14 protein-coding genes are annotated in these 19669 nt (G+C 40.0%); 5 read left to right on the top strand and 9 right to left on the bottom strand.

The window, feature by feature from the left end:
- The first annotated feature begins 11 nt into the window (after positions 1 to 11).
- The 3 genes from MWU84_RS11765 (at position 12) to MWU84_RS11755 (ending at position 5886) form a co-directional block, all read left to right on the top strand.
- Positions 12 to 3164 (top strand): TonB-dependent receptor, encoded by a 3153-nt coding sequence (locus MWU84_RS11765; protein WP_246901677.1) that lies wholly within the window; start codon positions 12 to 14, stop codon positions 3162 to 3164.
- Positions 3165 to 3176: 12 nt separating this feature from the next.
- Entirely contained in the window at positions 3177 to 4919 is a 1743-nt protein-coding gene (locus MWU84_RS11760) for a RagB/SusD family nutrient uptake outer membrane protein (RefSeq protein WP_246901676.1), read from the top strand.
- Between the two features lie 79 nt (positions 4920 to 4998).
- A complete protein-coding gene (locus MWU84_RS11755) occupies positions 4999 to 5886 on the top strand; it encodes a carbohydrate kinase (RefSeq protein ID WP_246901675.1) in 888 nt (295 codons plus the stop codon).
- Positions 5887 to 6062: 176 nt separating this feature from the next.
- On the opposite strand, the gene MWU84_RS11750 is transcribed toward MWU84_RS11755, so the two are convergent.
- The 8 genes from MWU84_RS11750 to MWU84_RS24425 all read right to left on the bottom strand — a co-directional run bounded on the left by MWU84_RS11750 (position 6063) and on the right by MWU84_RS24425 (position 14959).
- On the bottom strand, positions 6063 to 6659 hold the full coding sequence (locus MWU84_RS11750; protein WP_246901674.1) for a DUF6134 family protein: 597 nt from the start codon (positions 6657 to 6659) through the stop codon (positions 6063 to 6065).
- A 101-nt stretch (positions 6660 to 6760) separates the two neighbouring features.
- Entirely contained in the window at positions 6761 to 7381 is a 621-nt protein-coding gene (locus MWU84_RS11745) for a CatB-related O-acetyltransferase (RefSeq protein ID WP_246901673.1), read from the bottom strand.
- A 305-nt stretch (positions 7382 to 7686) separates the two neighbouring features.
- Positions 7687 to 8580 (bottom strand): SDR family oxidoreductase, encoded by an 894-nt coding sequence (locus tag MWU84_RS11740; RefSeq protein WP_246901672.1) that lies wholly within the window; start codon positions 8578 to 8580, stop codon positions 7687 to 7689.
- A gap of 128 nt (positions 8581 to 8708) precedes the next feature.
- Positions 8709 to 10130, bottom strand: coding sequence for an amidohydrolase family protein (locus MWU84_RS11735; protein ID WP_246901671.1), 1422 nt, complete (start codon positions 10128 to 10130; stop codon positions 8709 to 8711).
- A 21-nt stretch (positions 10131 to 10151) separates the two neighbouring features.
- Positions 10152 to 11408 (bottom strand): serine hydrolase domain-containing protein, encoded by a 1257-nt coding sequence (locus MWU84_RS11730; RefSeq protein ID WP_246901670.1) that lies wholly within the window; start codon positions 11406 to 11408, stop codon positions 10152 to 10154.
- Positions 11409 to 11501: 93 nt separating this feature from the next.
- Positions 11502 to 12194, bottom strand: a complete 693-nt coding sequence (locus MWU84_RS11725) for a DUF4386 domain-containing protein (protein ID WP_246901669.1) — start codon at positions 12192 to 12194, stop codon at positions 11502 to 11504.
- A 59-nt stretch (positions 12195 to 12253) separates the two neighbouring features.
- Positions 12254 to 12973: a porin family protein gene (locus MWU84_RS11720; protein ID WP_246901668.1), complete on the bottom strand. Its 720-nt coding sequence runs from the start codon at positions 12971 to 12973 to the stop codon at positions 12254 to 12256.
- A gap of 192 nt (positions 12974 to 13165) precedes the next feature.
- The gene (locus MWU84_RS24425) at positions 13166 to 14959 is read right to left on the bottom strand and encodes a helix-turn-helix domain-containing protein (protein ID WP_246901667.1); all 1794 of its coding nucleotides are present in this window, start codon (positions 14957 to 14959) and stop codon (positions 13166 to 13168) included.
- Between the two features lie 233 nt (positions 14960 to 15192).
- Here MWU84_RS24425 and MWU84_RS11710 point away from each other — a divergent pair, with 233 nt between their 5' ends.
- Positions 15193 to 15939, top strand: coding sequence for a hypothetical protein (locus tag MWU84_RS11710; RefSeq protein WP_246901666.1), 747 nt, complete (start codon positions 15193 to 15195; stop codon positions 15937 to 15939).
- 76 nt (positions 15940 to 16015) lie between these two features.
- Here MWU84_RS11710 and MWU84_RS11705 read toward each other — a convergent pair whose 3' ends face one another.
- Positions 16016 to 17125, bottom strand: a complete 1110-nt coding sequence (locus MWU84_RS11705; protein ID WP_246901665.1) for an adenylate/guanylate cyclase domain-containing protein — start codon at positions 17123 to 17125, stop codon at positions 16016 to 16018.
- A 136-nt stretch (positions 17126 to 17261) separates the two neighbouring features.
- Between MWU84_RS11705 and MWU84_RS11700 the strand changes: the two genes are divergently transcribed.
- Positions 17262 to 19595 (top strand): helix-turn-helix domain-containing protein, encoded by a 2334-nt coding sequence (locus tag MWU84_RS11700; protein WP_246901664.1) that lies wholly within the window; start codon positions 17262 to 17264, stop codon positions 19593 to 19595.
- Positions 19596 to 19669: the final 74 nt, after the last annotated feature.

Raw genomic sequence — 19669 nt, 5'->3', positions numbered from 1 at the left:
ACAACTAAATTATGAAACTGAAACTCTTATTATTGTTAATGACGTTTGTTCCCTTGGGGCTATTGGCCCAAGAGCAGATAAAAGGTGCCGTGACCTCCCAGGATGACGGGATGCCTTTGCCAGGTGCTTCGGTAGTAGTAGCCGGAACAACCAATGGTACCACAACGGATTTTGATGGTAACTTTACATTGGATGAGGTGCCTTCGGACGCTACGCTTTCAATAAGTTATGTTGGTTTTTTAACCATGGCGGTACAGGTTAATGGGCAGACAACTTTTAATATTGTATTGCAGCCAGATGCACAAATGTTGGACGAGGTTGTGCTTACGGGCTATACTACAGAACGAAAGGCCGACCTAACCGGGGCTATAACCGTAGTGGAACTTGGACCTGTGGAAGGTCAAAGTTTGAGCTCGGGTAATGCCATGCAGGCCTTACAGGGAAGGGTGCCTGGGCTTTTTGTTGAAAAGTCCGGTAACCCTAATGGTACCAGTAGCCGAATTCTAATTCGTGGGGTTACCACCTTGGGGAACAACGACCCCTTATATGTAATAGACGGGGTGCCAACGGTTAGGCAAGAGGTTTTCTCGGGACTTAATCCCAGTACTATTGAATCTGTTCAGGTTTTGAAAGATGCATCAGCTTCTTCCATTTATGGTTCCAGGGCAGGTAATGGCGTTATCATTGTAACCACCAAGAACAGTACAAAAGCTGGTGGGGAAGAGAAATATAGGGTAAGTGTAAATTCTAACATTTCCGTACAATCCGAAAAAAAGCAGCGTTATGATATGCTCAATTCCCTACAAAGAGGTGAAGCATTATGGAGGGCATCCGTCAATGATGGTGCAGATCCAGCTGGGGGTTATGGGGAGATCTATAATTTTGATTGGAATGGGGACTTTAATAATCCGGTGCTAAACAGTGTAACGCTACAGCCCTTTGTTGGGGGAGATGCCAATGTACCTGCAGGCGATACGGATTGGCAGAAAGAAGCTTATGAAACGGGTTATGTGTACAATAATGAAGTTTCCGTTTCAGGTGGAACGGACAAGTCCTTTCATCTTATCAATTTGGGACATCTTAAGAATACCGGGATTCTAAAACATACAGGATATGAAAGATTTTCGGGGAAATTGAATTCCAATTTCAAATTGTTCAATGATAAATTGAAGATTGGCCTTAATACGGCTTTTACCAGCTCGGATGAAACATTGGCCTCTACCGATATCGGTAGCGCCCCAACTCCGGCATTGGCTATTAGCTTGGCGCCAACTATACCTTTGTTTGACAGTAATGGTAATTATGGTGGGCCTTTGGGAGCTGGTTACTCGGATCGTAACAACCCGGTTCTAATGCAATACTTAAATAGATGGGACAATACGGAAAGGACCAATATTTTCGGAAACGTATTTGCCGAATTACAGATATTGGACAATTTAACTTTTAGAACGAGTATTGGTCTTGATTTTGGCGACTATAAGCGCAAGGACATTGAGCCTAGGGTAGCCAATGGTTTTGTAAACAGAAGTAATAATAGGTTAATATTGGACACCAACAAATTTACCAGTGTTGTCTTTACCAATACCTTAAATTATAATTTGGAATTGGGCGATCATCGTTTTGGCCTGTTGGTGGGAGCAGAATCCATTAAAAATGATTTTGATTCGGTTACGGCCATCGCCGATGGCTTTGCGGTAGAGACCGAGTCCTATTTTGTATTGGATGCGGCTACTGGTGCCAAGACCAATACTGGACGTTCCAGTGGAAGTAGTCTGTTGTCCCAATTTGGGAAATTAAATTACGCTTTTGCGGATAAATATTTGGCTTCAGTTACCGTTCGTAGGGATGGTTCCTCGCGATTTGGTGAAGAAAACAGGTATGGTGTTTTTCCGGCCGCAACTTTGGGTTGGAGAATTAGTAGGGAAGATTTTTTCAATGATGAAGGCGCGGTTTCGGATTTAAAATTTCGTGCCGGATACGGTGAAGTTGGTAACCAATCTATTGGTGATCTGGCCAGATTTGGTCTTTATGAATCAAGATATGGTCCCAACCAAGATCAATTTGTTCCTGATTTTTTCAACCAGTATTATAATGTAGGAACAGCATATGATTTAGGAGGTAATAATGGGGGGACATTGCCTTCAGGATTTGTTTCCATTCAAGCTGCGAACCCGGCGCTTAAATGGGAAACTACCAAGGAATTTAACTTTGGTGTAGACTTTGGGCTTTTTAACAATGCAGTAGTAGGTACTTTCGATTACTTTACCAGAGAAACCAGTGACATCTTGATTACACCTCCAATCGCCTCAGTAATTGGCGAAGGACAACAGCGTGTTCTTAATGGGGCTACCACAGAAACAAAAGGATGGGAGCTTTCGGTGGCCTATTCCAAAACCTGGGACAGTGGATTTTCAATGGCGGTATCTACTAATTTTGGGGCTTTCAAAGACGAGATTACCTTTTTGCCCGAAGAAGTTAGGGCAGGTTTTCCAGGAACGGCAGAGAATTCTATCCTAGGTCAGTCACAATTTTCCATCTTTGGTTATAAAACGGATGGATTGTTCCAAAGTCAGGCCGATATCGATGCCAGTCCTGCACAAGTTGGGGCAAGACCTGGAGGATTGAAATTTCAAGACCTTAACGGGGATAATGTAATAGATAGCGATGATAGGGACTTTATTGGGAATACCTTGCCAGATCTGGAGTATGGAATTAGACTTGATCTTGGGTATAAAAACTTTGATTTCTCCATTTTTGGATCAGGTGTAGCCGGAAGAATTGGTCAGGACCCTTATATTTTCTGGAATAATTTCACCCAAGGCCGCGAGAATGCAGGTCTAGGTGTTCTCAATGCATGGACTCCAACAAATACCGATACGGATATACCATCCCTTTCGTTGGCCTTCAACGATCAGAGGACTTCCGATTATTTATATAGAAAGAATTCCTATTTCAAAATAAGAAATTTACAAATTGGCTATTCTTTGCCTGAGGAGATGATTAGTAAATTTTGGGGGATGACCGGGTTGCGCGTTTATTTTCAGGGTGAGAACCTATTTTGGTTTACTCCTGAAGATTACATTGGATCCGATCCAGAGCGTACAAGTGTTGATAACATCCCTGTACCAACTGTGCTGTCATTGGGACTTAATTTGAACTTTTAAAAAATGAAAATCATGAAAAGAAATAAATTATATATAATAGGAATGTTGGTTTCATTCCTTTTTGTCTCTTGTGACAAGGACTTTTTGGAATACGAACCTGAAGGCGTATTGTCCAATGAAAATGTGGCCACGGCCGATAATGCAGAATCTTTGGTTGTTGCCGCTTACGCGGGAATTGCCAACGATGAAATGATAGGGCCCTTAACGCACCAATGGGTATATGGAAGTGTACGATCGGACGATGCCTATAAAGGTGGTGGAGGCCGAAGTGATGTTGATGTGGTAGACCGATATGAGCAGTACAATTTGACTATTCCCGATTTTGGGGATTGGATGGCGCCAAGAACTTGGACCAACTATTACAAGGCTATTTCAAGGGCTAATTTTGCGTTGACCGTTATCAATGATATACCCGATGCGGAATATCCAAATAAGACCTTAAGACAAGCCGAACTTAGATTTTTGAGAGCACATTCGCATTTTATGTTGAAGCTTTTGTTCAAAAAAATTCCATATATCATAGAAGGTTTGTCTCAGGAAGAGACGGCTGCCATTTCCAATGATGTGTCCAACGATGAATTGTGGAACACTATAGCCGAGGATTTTATTTTTGCATATAACAATCTTCCCCAATCCCAAGACGAAGTGGGAAGGGCAGACAGAAATGCTGCTGCAGCTTATATGGCGAAACTTAGATTATACCAGGCCTATGAACAAAATGACCAGCATCAGGTCACAGCCATTAATCCTGCCCGACTTCAGGAGGTAATAGATTATGCGGATGAGGTTACTGCTGGATTGGAAGCCGATTACGGTAATAACTTTTTGGACGGTTTTGATAATGGGCCAGAATCAATTTGGGCAGCTCAGTTTTCCATAAATGACGGTACCAAGGTGAGTAGGGTAAGTTTTGTTACTGGACTTAATTCCCCTCATGGATCTGCACTTTACGGTTGCTGTGGTTTTCATTTGGCCAGTCAAAATATGGTAAATGCCTTTAAGACGGATGCCGCCGGACTGCCCCTCTTGGATACTTTTAACGATTCCGATATTTTTACGACCCTTAATGAGGATGGAACCGTTACGCCAGCTATAGGATTAACGGTAGACCCCAGGTTGGATCATACCGTAGGAATACCTGGACGCCCTTTTAAATATAGAAATACGGTCAATACAACCGGTGATATGGTTTATAACTTTAGCTGGGCCAGAGATCCAGGGGTGTATGGCTATTTCGGCAATATGAAGGAGCAACAAGCTCCGGATTGCTCCTGTTATGTAAAGGAAGGTCCATTTGTAGGTACCTCAAAGAATGTTGATTTTATTAGGTACGCGGATGTATTGTTGTTCAAGGCAGAAGCCTTGATACAATTGGACCGTTGGGATGAAGCTTTGCCTTTGATAAATCAGGTAAGGGCCCGTGCCGCCGTAAGTACCCAACGCCAGATCGATGCCGGTGCAACGGATATCTATAACATTCAACAGTACACGACCTTCCCTGATAAGGACTATGCCTGGAAAGCTTTGAAATTCGAAAGGAGATTGGAATTTGGTATGGAAGGACCACGTTTCTTTGATTTGGTAAGATGGGGTGAGGCAGCAACAGTGTTGAACGCTTATTTGGCCGAGGAAAAAACAAAGAGGGATTTTTTATCCAGTGCCGTTTTTACCGCTGGAAGGGATGAATACTATCCAATTCCTCAACGTGAAATAGATTTTACGGGTGGACTCTATAAGCAAAATCCTGGATATTAACTTAATATAGAGTTAGTTTGAGTTAGTTTTATAAAGGCACGGAGAGCTGATCCTCCGTGTCTTTTTTTAAATTAAAAAAATGAAAAAATTAAAAGCGATTTGTTTCGGAGAAGTTTTATTTGACAATTTTCCTACGCATTCGAAGATTGGAGGAGCACCATTGAACGTTTCTTTGCGATTACAATCATATGGGGTAGAAGTATCCATGGTAAGTAGCGTAGGTGATGATAGGGAGGGGAATAAAATAATCAACTATTTAGGCAATTCTGGTGTCAATACGGATGGAATACAGATTAGTCCCAATTATGGGACTGGACAAGTAAATGTTGTCTTAAATGACAAAGGGGTGGCTTCTTATGATATTGCCTACCCGGTTGCTTGGGATAAAATTTTGCCAAGAAAATTTTATGAAAGCCAATTAGGGGTATCGGACATTTTTATTTACGGTAGTTTAGCTTGTAGGGATAATACTTCGCGAACAACCTTAAAGCAACTTTTGGAAGTTGCTCAATACAAGGTTTTTGACGTTAATTTGAGAGCTCCACATTATACCAAAGAACTGCTCTTGGAATTAATGCAACCCGCCAATTTTGTGAAATTTAATGATGATGAATTGTACGAAGTAGCCGGATATCTTGGTTCCAAGTACCATTCTATGGAGCAGACTATTGCATTTGTTGCCGAAAAAACCCAAACGGAAACCATTTGTGTTACGAAAGGCGCTTACGGTGCCGTCTTATATCACCAAAAAATTTTTTATTATAATAGTGGCTATAGGATTAAAGTTCTTGATACGGTAGGATCCGGGGATTCTTTTCTAGCCTCTGTAATTTACAAGTTGTTTAGCGGTGAAGATCCCCAAGCCGCTATCAATTTTGGTTGTGCTGTCGGTGCCATGGTGGCAAAAAGCGAAGGAGCCAATCCTATATTTACCATGCAGAAGATATCTAGGTTTATGAATCCTTAAAATTTTTGTTTCATAATGCTTATGGCATTTAAAAGGGTATTTTAGAAATATCCATGCATTTATAAAATTATATACTCATTAGCATAGTTCACAAAATAAAACTCCTCCAAGGGACTAAGCCTAGGTCGGCCAACAAACTAAAATTTAGCTTTTTGATGTTCTTAATATTGGATTCATTAGAATTCCCGAGCAATCATATTAAAACTTAAGATCCCCCCATCAATAACCGCGTTCGTTAGAACTCCATTTTTGTAATGATAGGTATTCTCTTTTCCTTTTGCGTTGATTTTTTTGTAGGTGTGATCACCTAAACTTATAATATGATTTAAACTGCCGTCTTGCTCAGAATAACAACGGTCTATGTCCACAGGCTCTTTAAAATATAATAAAATGGTAGTATAATCAATGGGCTCCATCAGGGTAATTTCCTCATTGCTATTTTTCAAGACCTGATAGTATCCCTCTTTCCATAGCGTAGTTGTTTCGGCATGTGGCTTATCATTCACCGTAATTTGGACATCGGCCTTTTTTAGCATCATATTATCGAAGACTACATCATACTTATAATCCACTTCAATATTTTTAATTAGCCTTGTTTTTATACTTGTTGTGCTGTTATAGTAGGTTGTGGAATCCTTGGTGCTCCGACTCACTTTTAATGAGCCGACTATTTTATCCTTGAGAACTATGTCAAAATATTTTGAGGTTTTGGGAACATTCGGATTGGTTATCGTGCAAATTATAAATCCAACCAATAAAAGATAACGTATCATGTTTACTAAAATCTAATCGACATTACAAAATTAGGTTTTAAAATATTAAACACACCTCAATACTGTTATTTTACAGCCTTCCCTAACTTGGACAGAAACATTTAAATCATTTTATCTAAATCAGTACCCGTTAGGTTTTGGACATTGGCCGTAATCCTTTCAATAGGCCAATCCCACCATTGCAGCTCCAATAACTTGGCAATATCCTTCTCAGAAAAACGCTTGCGGATCAACTGGGCCGGATTGCCCCCAACAATACTGTAGGGTGCTACATTTTTAACAACTGTTGAATTACTGCCAATGATGGCTCCGTGTCCAATTTTAACACCCGGCATTATGGTGGCATTATAACCGATCCATACATCATTGCCAATCACGGTATTTCCTTTGAAGGGATAGCTTTTGCCGTCCATGGCATGCTTCCAGTCCTTGCCAAAAATGGCGAAAGGGTAGGAGGAAATGGAACTGCTTAAATGATTGGCTCCATTCATTATAAAGGTAACATCTGATGCGATCATACAGAACTTTCCAATAATGAGCTTGTCTCCCACAAAGTCGAAATGGTATTTTACGTTTTTCTCAAAATTGGCCACGGCCTCAAAATCGTCGTAATAAGTGTAATCCCCAACCAAAATATTGGGGTCCTTTACAATATTCTTTAAAAAGCAGAGTCGATCGTAATTTTCCAAGGGAAACGGATCGTTTTTGTCAGGTGCGTTCATAAGATTAAATGGTTGACAGATAAGTGATTGAATGCCTGTTCCAAAACTGAATAAGGTAGAGTGCATAAAGAGTTTTTTCAATTTGAAAAATTTCCATACCCCCAAATTAAGCTACTGTTCGAAATGATTAAAAGTCCAGACACCACTGAATTAGGTAGCATTTAAAATCAAATATATTAAAAACTAAGGTCACTTGTGTAATGGGTTAAGAGGATAATTTTTTTGACATTTTTATCTGTTTGGAATATGTGTGTAGTACCCATAGCTCTAGTGGCTGCAATGGTCAAAAGCCCCTTAAAATTTAATTACTTCGCATCTGTTTTTCTATTTATGATATCCATTTCGTTCTGAAAAAAAAGAGACAACCTGTGACTGCCGTACCTAGGAGCTATGGCATCCTCGGCCATAAGGGTAAGGAAAAATTCGATAGGTCCATAGGTTTTGGAGGTGAAAAAGGTCCGCGTGGTCCATAGCACCGATTTTCTGACCCAGTGGGGTATATGAATAATCTTGATCGGTTTTCCGCACGCCCTTAGGGCCATCTCCGCAACCTCGTTATGGGTAAGAATATCTGGGCCGCCCACAGGAATCTGGTTCTTATCGGAATTAATGGCATCAACGCAAACCAGCGCCAGATCGGCACCATGTATGGGATTGAATTTCTTTTTACCATTGCCGAAAACATAGACTTTGCCTTTTTCGGCCATTTTTAGAAAGTCGCGCATATCGGAAAAGAATCCGTTGGGGCGTATTATGGTATATTCCAGTCCCGATGCTTTTAGTTCATCTACGAAGGCTTCCTTGGCAGCTATTAATTTCAGGTTTCTGTGTAAGTGGCCGTTGATAACTGACACGTAAATAAACTTCCTTACACCGGCCTTTTTTGCTTCTTCCAAAAGGTTCATATTGGCCCTATAATCCACATCCATGTAGGTAAGTCCGTCCTTTTGTCTTGTAATTCCTATTGAGGAAATCACGGTATCTACTCCTGTGAAATGCCCTTTAATGGTTTCTGGCCGGGTAACTTCGGCTGGGATGATCTCCACGAAATCGTAAGCTAAAGGGATTATCTTATCCGGATTCCTAACAATAATTTTGGTATTTATGTTTCTGGAAATCAATTCCTTGGCGATAAAATTTCCTAAATAACCCGTAGCGCCAGCCAAGAGTACCGTTTTATTTTTTTCGTTATTTTTCATTTTTTAAAGTTTTGATAATTGGATGGTCCATGACCATCACGTATAAAATAATTCACAGACTAAAAGTAATAGGTAATTTCAGTTACGTCGTTCGGGATTATGAATTGGAACCTTTTGCCTATGATCTGCTATTGAAATAAAAGTCCTTCCGCAAGCCGAATGGTCGTGGCCCAGTAGTTATTCCGTTTAAAGGCTTTTTCCTGCAATTTGGTCAGCCGATCTGAATCTAGTATTAGTCCCTTTATAAAAACCTTTTCCGGAGCTTGTAGGGTTTTCAGGTTTTCTAGGGGATTTTCCGAGGTCAAGACAAAATTGGCAAGTTTGCCCACTTCCAAGGTTCCAGTGTTGGACAGCTCCTCATAGATGCTTGACGGATTGACCGTAGCCGTCTTTAGGACTTCATAATTGGTTAAACCTGCTTCTTTATAAAATCCAAGTTCTTCGTGTATACCGAAGCCCGGAACGGCATAGGATATCCCAGAATCGGTACCTGCAAGCAGAATAACACCGGCATCGTTCATTTTTTTTACGATTTTTAAATGTTGTTGATGTTGCTTTAGGATTCGTTCCCCTACCAGGGAGTCATATAATTTTGTACTTGTCCATCTGTTATAATCATCATGGGAGCCCAATTCCAAGAACGCGGGATTTATGTAACCTATGGATTCTTCCGACAACAAGGCCGACTCTTTTTCAATAATTTCCGATATTTTGTGGAATACTGTCAGCGTTGGGGTGTGTCCAATTTCAGTCTGCGCATAGTGTTCCAGGGTCATTGCCAGCATAAGACTATCATCTTCATATTTTAGGGCCTGTTGCACAATGTCCTCTGTGTGTTCTATTGCTTTTATCGGTTTGGAAAAGTGATAATCATACGGAACTTCAAAACTAGGGTGCGAAGCAAGCGAAATATTTTGTGCTAAAGCTTCCGTTTTAATAGCATCAAAAATATCCTTTGGCAAGCCAGCATAGGTCTTGATGTAATCATAGCCTTGTTTCTTATATTTAGCCACCAAGCGGCTCCCGTCCTTGGCATTCTTAACCTGTTTTTTGTCTATCCCTTCATCTTTTGGTCCAGTAAGTTTTGGGCTGGCCGTAAAGAAAAGTGGAGCATAAATTTCTTTCCTTTTTATTTTTTCTTTCATCCTCAGATGAAATGGCATGCCCCACATATTTCTTAGGGTGGTTACCCCTTTGGCCAGATATAGTCCCAGTTCATAATCGTCCCAGACATGTACATGCATATCTGCAAGTCCAGGGGATAAAAATTTACCGGTACCGTCTACTTTTTTGGAAGTGCCTAAAGAAAGGTCAGGAGCTATCATGGAGATAAACCCCTGCTCTACCAGTACATCTTGTTGGTATAAAACAGTGTCGCCAGTCATTGGAACAATGTTCACATTTTTAATAACATAGGAATCACTAGTATCCTGAATTCTGAGATAAGAGGTCCTTTTCTTATCCAGCTTTAAGACTGCCACAATTGCTATTGCCGTTAGTAGTAAAAGTGATACCAATCCCCAACCTATTCTTTTTAGCCACTTTTTCATTATTATAACCTTTCACTTAAATTAATTGGCGGCCAAATACTCCTGTATAGCTTTGCTTACCTTTTCTTGGACCGCAAGATAGTTCTGGGTGTTTCCACTAAATGAGGCATCCATATTGGATATGAAGATAAATCCGGAGGCCCCGTTTTGCTCAATTTCCAAGTGAGTTGAAACTCCAAAACTATTGCCTCCGTGAATTGCTTTTCCATCCTTAAAATACCAGAATAATCCGTGGTTTTCGGCAAAATCCAGAGGAACCAAACCATCTGCCAGTTGCGGATCGAAGAGCATTTCATAAGCCTCTTCGGAAAATAACAGGGAGGATTCCCCTTTTATTCCATTGACCATGTCCAAAAGAAAATTACCCATGTCCTCATTGGTGGTGTGGATGCTGCCTTCCGGATAGGAATCGTTGGAATATAGGGGCAAAGGGGAGCCCTCATTAATATATCTTGTAGCCATTTCTGAAGTATTCACTTCCTCTATGGAATACGTAGAGGCATTCATTTGTAATGGCATCAGGATATTTTCTTTTACATATTCATCGAACGATTGCCCGGTTACCGTTTCAATAATGTATCCGGTCAGGCCTGTAGCCAAATTGGAATAGGCCCAAGTGCTACCTGGAGCAGTATCGGCAAAATTATCCAAACTGTATAGATCCCCATCCTCTAGGAAATAGGCGGCCAGAAAATCTTCCAAAGAATTAGCTTCCCGTTGTTCTATACCAATCTCGTTCATTAAGATGCCAGCACCAGCAGTATTAATATTTTCTCCAGGTAGAATGTGATAATTGTAGGCCAAATAAACCTCTGGTCTATCCAGTAGTCCTGAGGTATGGGTGACCAAGTGTTTTATCTTTATTACCCCTTCTGGCTGCTTTGGATTTGTTACGCTAATCGGCAGCAGGTCGTTAATGTCCGTTTCCAAGGTAAAATGTCCCTGTTCAATGGCCTTGGCTACCGCGGCCCCTACAAAGGTCTTGCTAATTGAGGCGATAGAATTTACGGTTGTATTTGTGTAGGCTACCTGGTTCTGGATATTTGCATAGCCAAAGGACTCTTGGTAAACAATGCTATTACCTTTTACCACACTGATGGCGAATCCGGGCACATCGGTAGATTTTGCCACCTCATCCAGATACGCATTTAATTCTGCCGCAGTTTTTATTGAAGAAGGTTCCGGAACTGTTGTTCCATCATCATCGCTTGAGCATGATATTAGTGTAAGGAATAGGGACAAGGTGGTTAGTATTATGATTCTTGATAAAGTTGTCATGATGTATTTTTTTAAATTGTTTATTTATTTGTTTTGGCAAAGATGTCGCATAGGGCAATGCCGTTCGTTCTGGATTATTATTCAGTACTTTTTTTATTGTGATAAATCGGCTCCTTTTACGCCCTTGATCAATAAATAAAGGCATAGGGAGAATTCACCCAAATCTGCTGGGGCGGTAATATATTCGGATAAGGCAATGCTGTTTTCTGGAAAGAGAAAATAGATTAGGAAATCCGTCAGATAGCCAAAACAGCCTACCATTAGGAAGATTCCGATAGTTTTTGGAAATCGCCCGGATTTAAAAACCAAATATCCCAAAGGCAACAGCCATAACCCAAAAAACAGTTGGGCAATATGATACCCTTTGTTGTGCATCTCCAAATAAAAGGAAACCGAATTGTTGATCTGTTCGGTACTGAATGCCGATGTATATATATTGTGATTCAATAAAAGTAATGGGGCATAATGGTTGAGCATATTGATGCACATTATAGCTACTGCCACCGTTACGCTCAGGACCATAAGTCCGGCCAATTCTTTACTGGTATTCTTTAGCAATTGGTACAATACCACGGGTAGTAGAAAGTATGCCAATTGCATTAATAAATCGGCTACGAACCCCATACGGAATAGGAATTCCTGGTTGCCAATGTTTTGGGCTGTTACTGCACTGTCGTTTAAATCTACCAAGGTAAATCGCACGTACTTTTCCGCGAAAATTCCGCAGATGATAACCATTAGGTAGAGCAATCCAGCGATGCGGGCCAAATATTTTTCACTTAACATTTTAGGAAGGATTTAAAGAATCTGTTTGTTATTAAGACTGAGAAAGGAAAACACGGTTTTTATCGCAGCGGGTTGGCCAAACTCTCGTCGTAGGCCTCCCAAAAGGCCAGGTCCCGACGCTTTTTCTTGCCCAATGGATTTGTTTTCCATTTTTTGGAGAGCAGGATGTTCATATTAAAATAGCGGTTATACATGTCGGCTCCATTGCCTATATCTACCATACCGTAATGATAGCGGAGGTCTAAGAGAAGTCTCGACTTTTTAAACTTAAATTCATAACCCATACCAAATTGTAAGCCGGCATCCCAACGACTATAGGTGCCTAATTCCGAGCCGAATTCCATTTTAGATTTCCCTCCCGGCATAAGGTCATTGCTCTTGGTCTTTAAGCGACCGTTGATGTTATAACTAATTACCGGTCCGGCGTTTACATATAGGTTGCACAAATGCAAGCGTGCCATTACGGGCAGGTCTAGGGTGTTTAACCTAATCTTGGTTTCTTGGCCAGTAAGTGGGTTGTTATTTTCCAACCGGCCTCCTTTCATTACAAAATACAGTTCCGGCACCAAGGAGAAGTACTCGGTAATTCCTGCTTGGAAGGAGGCTCCGGCCTGAAGGCCCCAATACCCCTTTTTAAAATCTTTTAGTTCTTTGTTGTTATCGCCATAATTAAGACTTGTGGGGGTGTAGTTGATGACTACATCCATGAATGTTTCTTGTGCGGTGGACTTTACTAGAAAAAAGCCTATTGTAAAAAGTAATATTAATTGCTTTTTCATCTTTGTGATTGTTTTTATGATTAATTGTGGGGCAAAGATGAAAATGAAGAAGGCTTAAAACGCCCGTACTTATGTTTCGGAACTCTTTATATGGGATATGGAACTTATTGATGGGGGTGTATAAAAGAGGGGGTATAGTTTTTGGATTGTTTGCCTGAAGCAGGGCAAGCTTTCCTAAACAATGCTAAAGTGCTATGGCGTATTGGCCTTTACCCATTGCTTTGGAGTCATCCCAGTTTCTTTTTTAAAGAAGGTATTGAAGACAGTCTTGGAATTAAAACCACTGTCGTAGGCCAGTCCTAAAAGTGTAATATTTTTATTTTCTTTCTTTATAGCAATCTGTTTAAAGTACTCAAGGCGATATGCGTTGATAAAGTCATTGAAATTTTTCCCAAAATGATTATTCAACAACCATGAAAGCTTGTTGGGGTGCAAGCTTATTTGTACCGCCAATTGTTTTAAGCTAAGTTCGGAATCTATAAATAATTTTTCTTCTTGCATTACTGATTCTAATGCCTTGGAAAAATTATCAATTTGGCTATCGTCAAAAGGAGATGGAGATACAGGATTTGTAGGTTCTTGAATTATTCTTGGCGAATCAAGGGTTAGAAATACGGAATCTTCTATTTCCCGATATTTTTTGTAGGCACGTAATGGCTCCAAAAAAGGGTCGTTTCTAAAATTAAAAAGTTGCCCGGACCTTTCTTTTATTTTACTATCAAGTATGTTCAAGGCCTTTTCATGATTGCCAATGTAGATTTCATAATATAGGTCCCAAGCACGAAGACTCAATTCAGAAGCTTCAATAAACTCTTTTTCGACTTCTTGTTTTGAAATATTAAAAATATTTGCGTTGTGCATGAGGTCGTAAATGGCCCGGCACGTTTTGGATCGTTCCAATTGAGGGGTGTTTTCTACAAAGGATGCCAACTCATCGGGTTGACGGTCCAATACAAGGGCTGCAGCCTTCATTTCCAATGCCAACGGCAAAAATGGATTTAATGATAAGGCCTTCTCAAAAAGAACAATTGCTTCTTTATAGTTCTTTTTAAAATAGATCATATTTCCCTTTGTGAAATACAGGTTGGCGGATAGGGGGTTGATACGCAATGCCATTTCGTTATTGGCCAAGGCTTTGTCTATCATTCCCAAAGCAGAAAACCCGTCTGCCATAGCATCACGTACTTCCGAGGAATTAGGGTTTATTTCAAGAGACAATTGTAAATGCTCAAAGGCATCCTTATAGTTCCAATATCCCCAAAAACTGATGGTTCCCTTGACATAATGTCCCACGGCAGAATCTGGATTTAATTGCAGCCCTTTATCAATATGTCGATTGGCTTCCAAGAGTCCCTCCTCCTTTTTCACATAGCCCCAACTGGCCAGCATACCTAAGCACCACCCTTTTTCAAAATGGGCATCGGCATAAGATGGATCTAGAGTTATACTTTGGTCAAAACAGTCCATTGCATCACTGACATCCTGGGCGTTCCAGCGCATGCGCAATTCACGACCCTTTAAGAGAAGCTGATACGCATCGATATTTTTGGTTGGGGCTTCGATCAAATGTTCCTGTACATCGAAGTGCCCAAAATTCTCCCGAATCTTATCGGCGATGAGCAGGCTTATCTCATCTTGCAGTTCAAAAATGTCAGAAAGGTCGCGGTCAAAATTTTCCGACCAAATATGAAAGCCGTTATCCGTGCGTATCAATTGTGCCGAAATCCTTACCCGATCATTTATGACCCTCGCACTACCTTCCAATAATGTCTCCACTCCAAGCTCATTGCCTATAAGACGTGCATCCAGATGTTTCCCTTTATAATAAAATGAAGATGTTCTCGCAGTTACCTTTAGGTCGCGGACTTTGGTAAGGGCATTGATGATCTCTTCGGTAATACCATCCGAAAAGTATTCGTTCTCTTCTCTCCCAATGTTTAAAAAAGGCAGTACAGCAATAGATTTGGGATTAAAAGAGGTATGCACTTGCTGGCAGTGGGTATTTGTTTTAACGAAAAATCAAATCTAAAATACAAATTTTAATCTAATAACACCCTGAAAGCCCTTTCTTGGTGGGAGTCTAGTTCGAGAATGTTTTATAAGATCCAGGGTCTACTTGATATTCGGAACCTTTTTAATGATAATCGGAACTTTTTAGGGGAATTCCCTATTTAACTTGCAACCCTGAAGTAGTTAGACAAATCAAAAAAATAAATATTATGAAGTATCCTTTTGTTAGACCTAAATTTTACATGAGATTGATAAAGGATTTAGCGCGGTTTATTGCTCAACCACAATATGCGACCTTACAGCATCTAACCGTCAGGAACAAAACATACGACACCTTGGGGTTATTTCTAATTAAGTTGGCCTTTTCTCTCTTGGTGGCTAATGTGCTTGCCATTTTTTATGAGCCTAAAAATATCACGGATGCCAATATGGCGGAGCGCTTTACACCTTTGGCCTATCTATTGGTGGGCGGTGTAATTCTTCCTTTCTATGAAGAAGTTTGTTTTAGGTTAAGTCTAAAGTTCAAGCCGCTATATTTTGCCCTTACTTTTGCGACCCTTTCGTATTACATACTTACAAAAGCCATATACAAAACCAATCTAAGCTTGGTGGATGAAACTTTTTATAAGAGATTTTTACTGTCGCTGTTTCTAGGTTTAATAGTATATGCTGTAATGTACAATAAGAAAATAACTGAATGTTTATCTGTTTTTTGGAAAAATAATATTAGATGGATATACTATGTATCCTGTGTATTGTTTGCTTGGCTGCATATATTCAATTTTGAATTAACGGCGACCAATGTTCTATTACTTCCAGTTTTAACGTTGCCTCAATTATTTAGTGCTACTATTGCTGGATATACAAGGCTCAGTTTCGGGTTTAGATATCCCTTAATCGTTCATATGGGTACTAACTTGCTTTTTATAAGCTTAACATTTCTCCCATTCGATTAGAGAAGGTGTTTATGCGAGAAGCAAACGTTTCAACTTTTAAATGCTGGGCTTTTTTTAGATTTTTTGGTTTTATGACCTAAAGCAGGGGAGATTGTACAATGGTAAACAATTCCATGCTTTCCTCCTTTCCTTTTAGTTCATTTTTTCCCAAGGATTGAATTGTGAATTCCGATTGATTTGGCAGGCTTTGGCTCAGATCCCCTGAAATGAGGAAGTCTAAATTAAATTGGTTGCAAAGTCCTTGAATTCTGGCGGTAGTATTAAGTACATCGCCCGTGAATATAATTTCCTTTTTAAGCTCACCTATTTCCCCAGTGGTTACCTTTCCGAAGTGTAATCCAGCTTTAAAGGTAGGTATAACACCATAAGTGGCATAGTACCAATCTGCTCTTTTGTGAAGATCTTCTTTCATGGCAAAAAAGCATTTAAGGCAATTGTTGTTGGCAATACCATCCTCGTATTTCCAGGAGATAATAATTTCATCCCCCACATATTGATATATTTCCCCAGAATGTTGAATTATAGCTTCCGAAAAATCTGAGTAGTACTCTTTCAGCAGTTCAAAATATTTTATATGGCCCAATTGCTCCGCTATGGCAGTGGAAGACTTCATATCCGAAAACATAAATATCCTTAATTCTTCTGTTGGGGAATGATATTTTCCGGTAAAGAAATTCATTAGGACCCCATGTCCAATATTTTCGCTGATCTCCGCGTAGAATAAGGAGACCAATAGTGATGAGGTCAACTGTATATCGGTACTAAGATGCGTAAAGCTGGTAAGGTAATCTCCCAATATATCCCAAACGCGCTGGTCAAAAATTGAAATATCCAATTCCAAACTCTTGGCAATGGGGTAGGTGATCACGGTAATGATCAACAGCAATAAAATATAAAATATGATTTTGTAGGCTATTTTTTGAGTGAAACTTTTTTTCGAAAAAACTTGGTTTAGATACAAGAGTTCTATGGTCCCAATGAGAAGTCCAACAGCCGTGAGGGCAATGCTGGAAAAGATAAATATCTCTAGGTTCATGACAACCCTGGAGTTGTGGTTCTGGACAGAACTACCAGCCGCTGCCTGCTCTACGACCCAAAATACCCAACCACTAATCAACCATATAAGTCCGAATGGGATTATACGGTAAAGGTTTCTTTTAGTTTTGGGAGGTAATTGTACTGCCATCTAAAATATAAACTCTTGGAAAACCATAGTAAAGTTAATGTCTTTTTTAAAACTGTTAGCTATAATCGTTTTTTGCAAATTATTGTACTTTTGGGATATGTTACTTTTTAAGTAAGTAATCTAAGCCTGAAAATTAATGTCCAGTAATAAAAATCGTCGTATTGCGGCCATAATGTTCACAGATATTGTGGGCTACAGCGCTCTAATGCAAAGGGATGAAAATGCGGCGGCCCAAATGCGGACCCGGCATAGACAAGAGTTTGAAAAAAGCCATAAGCTACATAATGGGGATATTCTACAGTATTATGGCGATGGAACGCTTAGCGTTTTTGCAAGTGGGTTGGAGGCAGTGGAATGCGCCGTAGACATACAAATGGCACTGCAGGAAGATAGCTCGGTGCCCCTTCGCATAGGGCTTCATCTAGGGGATATTGTCTTTGATGGTACGGAAGTTTATGGCGATGGGGTAAATTTGGCCTCCCGTATAGAGAATTTGGGGATTGCAGGTTCAATATTGTTGTCCGGCAAATTGAACGATGAATTAAAGAATCACCCACATATTCCTACAGTGTCCTTGGGCCAGTTTCGCTTAAAAAACATTGCGGAACCCCTTGGGATATTTGCTGTAAACAAGGAAGGCCTACAAGTACCCAGTCGGTCCAATCTGATTGAAATACCTAAAAATGAACCTAAATCAATTGCCGTTCTCCCTTTTGTTAATATGAGTTCTTGTGACGATAACGAATATTTTAGTGACGGGATGACAGAGGAAATTATTAACGCCCTGGCAAAAAATAAGGGGTTGAAAGTAACTTCAAGAACATCTTCTTTTCATTTTAAAAATGTAAATCTACCTATTGCCCAGATTGGTCAGGAACTTAATGTATCTACTATTTTGGAGGGAAGTGTACGTTTATCAGGTAATAAAATGCGCATTACTGCCCAGTTGATAGATGTTGAGGACGATTTTCATTTTTGGTCGGAAACATTTGATCGTTCCCTACATGATGTATTTGCCGTTCAAGATGAAATTAGCCTTCTCATTGCCGAAAGACTTAGGGAGCATATTGGGCATTTTGAAATTGGGGATCAATTGGTGCAAGACCCAGAAATCCCCATTGATATATACCAACGGTATTTAAAAAGTAGGTATCATATACTTAAGATGGGAAAGTCCGATATTGAAACAGGGATTTCAATTTTGGAAAAAATTATTGAGGATTGGCCTCATTTTGCATTGGCACACCTTGGGATGCATTTGGCCTACACCCTTCTGGGAACCATAGGATTATTTCCCTTACATGAGGCCTTTGCAAAAGGACAGCCCTATCTGGAAAAGGCTATGGAATTGGATGAAAATTTGCCGGAATGTCAATTGCACCTTTCTTACGCCTCCTTTATTCAGAAGTGGGATCTTCCCGGAGCATATCGGCATCTGAACAAAGTCTATGAAGCGGGCCCTCTCGTTGACTATTATCCTAGCATGGCATCGATGTTGGTTGCCGAAGGAAGATTTGGAGCAGCACGTACGTATATTGAAACTGCCCTTCAGCTAGATCCTTTTTCCTCCATAAATTATCATTTAAAAGGTTTTATAGATTATTGTGAGGAAAAATATGACACCGCCATTGAAAGCTTCGAAAAGGGTGTAGAACTCAAAACGGATTTTAAAACGTCAATATTATATTGGGGTCAAGCGCTCTTATTAATGGGAAAGGGCAATGAAGCATTGGCATTTTTTGAGAAACTTCCCCAAGACGAGACCGAAGATGTGATGAGGTTGGGAGGAATAACCATGGCATATGCAGTTTTGGGAAATAAAGAACAAGCCGAAAAGGGAATAGCCAAATTGGAAGCTACTTTGGAAACCGATCTAATGGGTAGGGCAATGAACCTGCTGATATTGTGTAATGCACTTTTGGGGAAGACCTCGGAAACTATACAATTAATAGAGCAAGGTGTCACCCAAAGATTACCAATGATGATATATATATTTGTGGAGCCAATACTTAAACCCTTTTATGGCATGCTTCGTATTCAAGAGCTTCGGAGAGAAATTTTGGGAGAGGGAAGTGAACTTGGGGACATCAAAAGAAAGTATCAAAAACCATTGTTCAGTAAAGTGCAGCTCACGAAATATAGGAAACAATTGGATGGGTTGATGTTGGAAAAAGAACCATATTTGGATCCCAACCTTACACTTAGCAATTTGGCAACAATGATGGGAATACCTTCCAATCAACTATCACAACTATTGAATGAAGGTTATGGGAAGAATTTTGCCGACTTTGTAAATACCTTCCGATTAGAAACTTTTAAGGGTAAAGTCGCTGATGACTCCCAAAGACACCTTACTATTTTGGCCTTGGCATACGATAGTGGATTTAACTCCAAGACCGTTTTCAATACCTATTTCAAAAAGACAATGGGTACAACTCCTAGAGCCTATTGGAAAAAAATAGTCGCATAAAAGGTTCCGATTTACAAACTAGAACGATTGATCTTGTCATTTTATGCACCTTTGCCTAAATATTACCGTTTAAA

Source organism: Arenibacter sp. F20364, assembly GCF_023015905.1.
Taxonomy (GTDB): Bacteria; Bacteroidota; Bacteroidia; order Flavobacteriales; family Flavobacteriaceae; genus Arenibacter.
The sequence above is the reverse complement of the archived record's forward strand: the minus strand, read 5'-3'. Positions and strand labels throughout refer to the sequence as shown.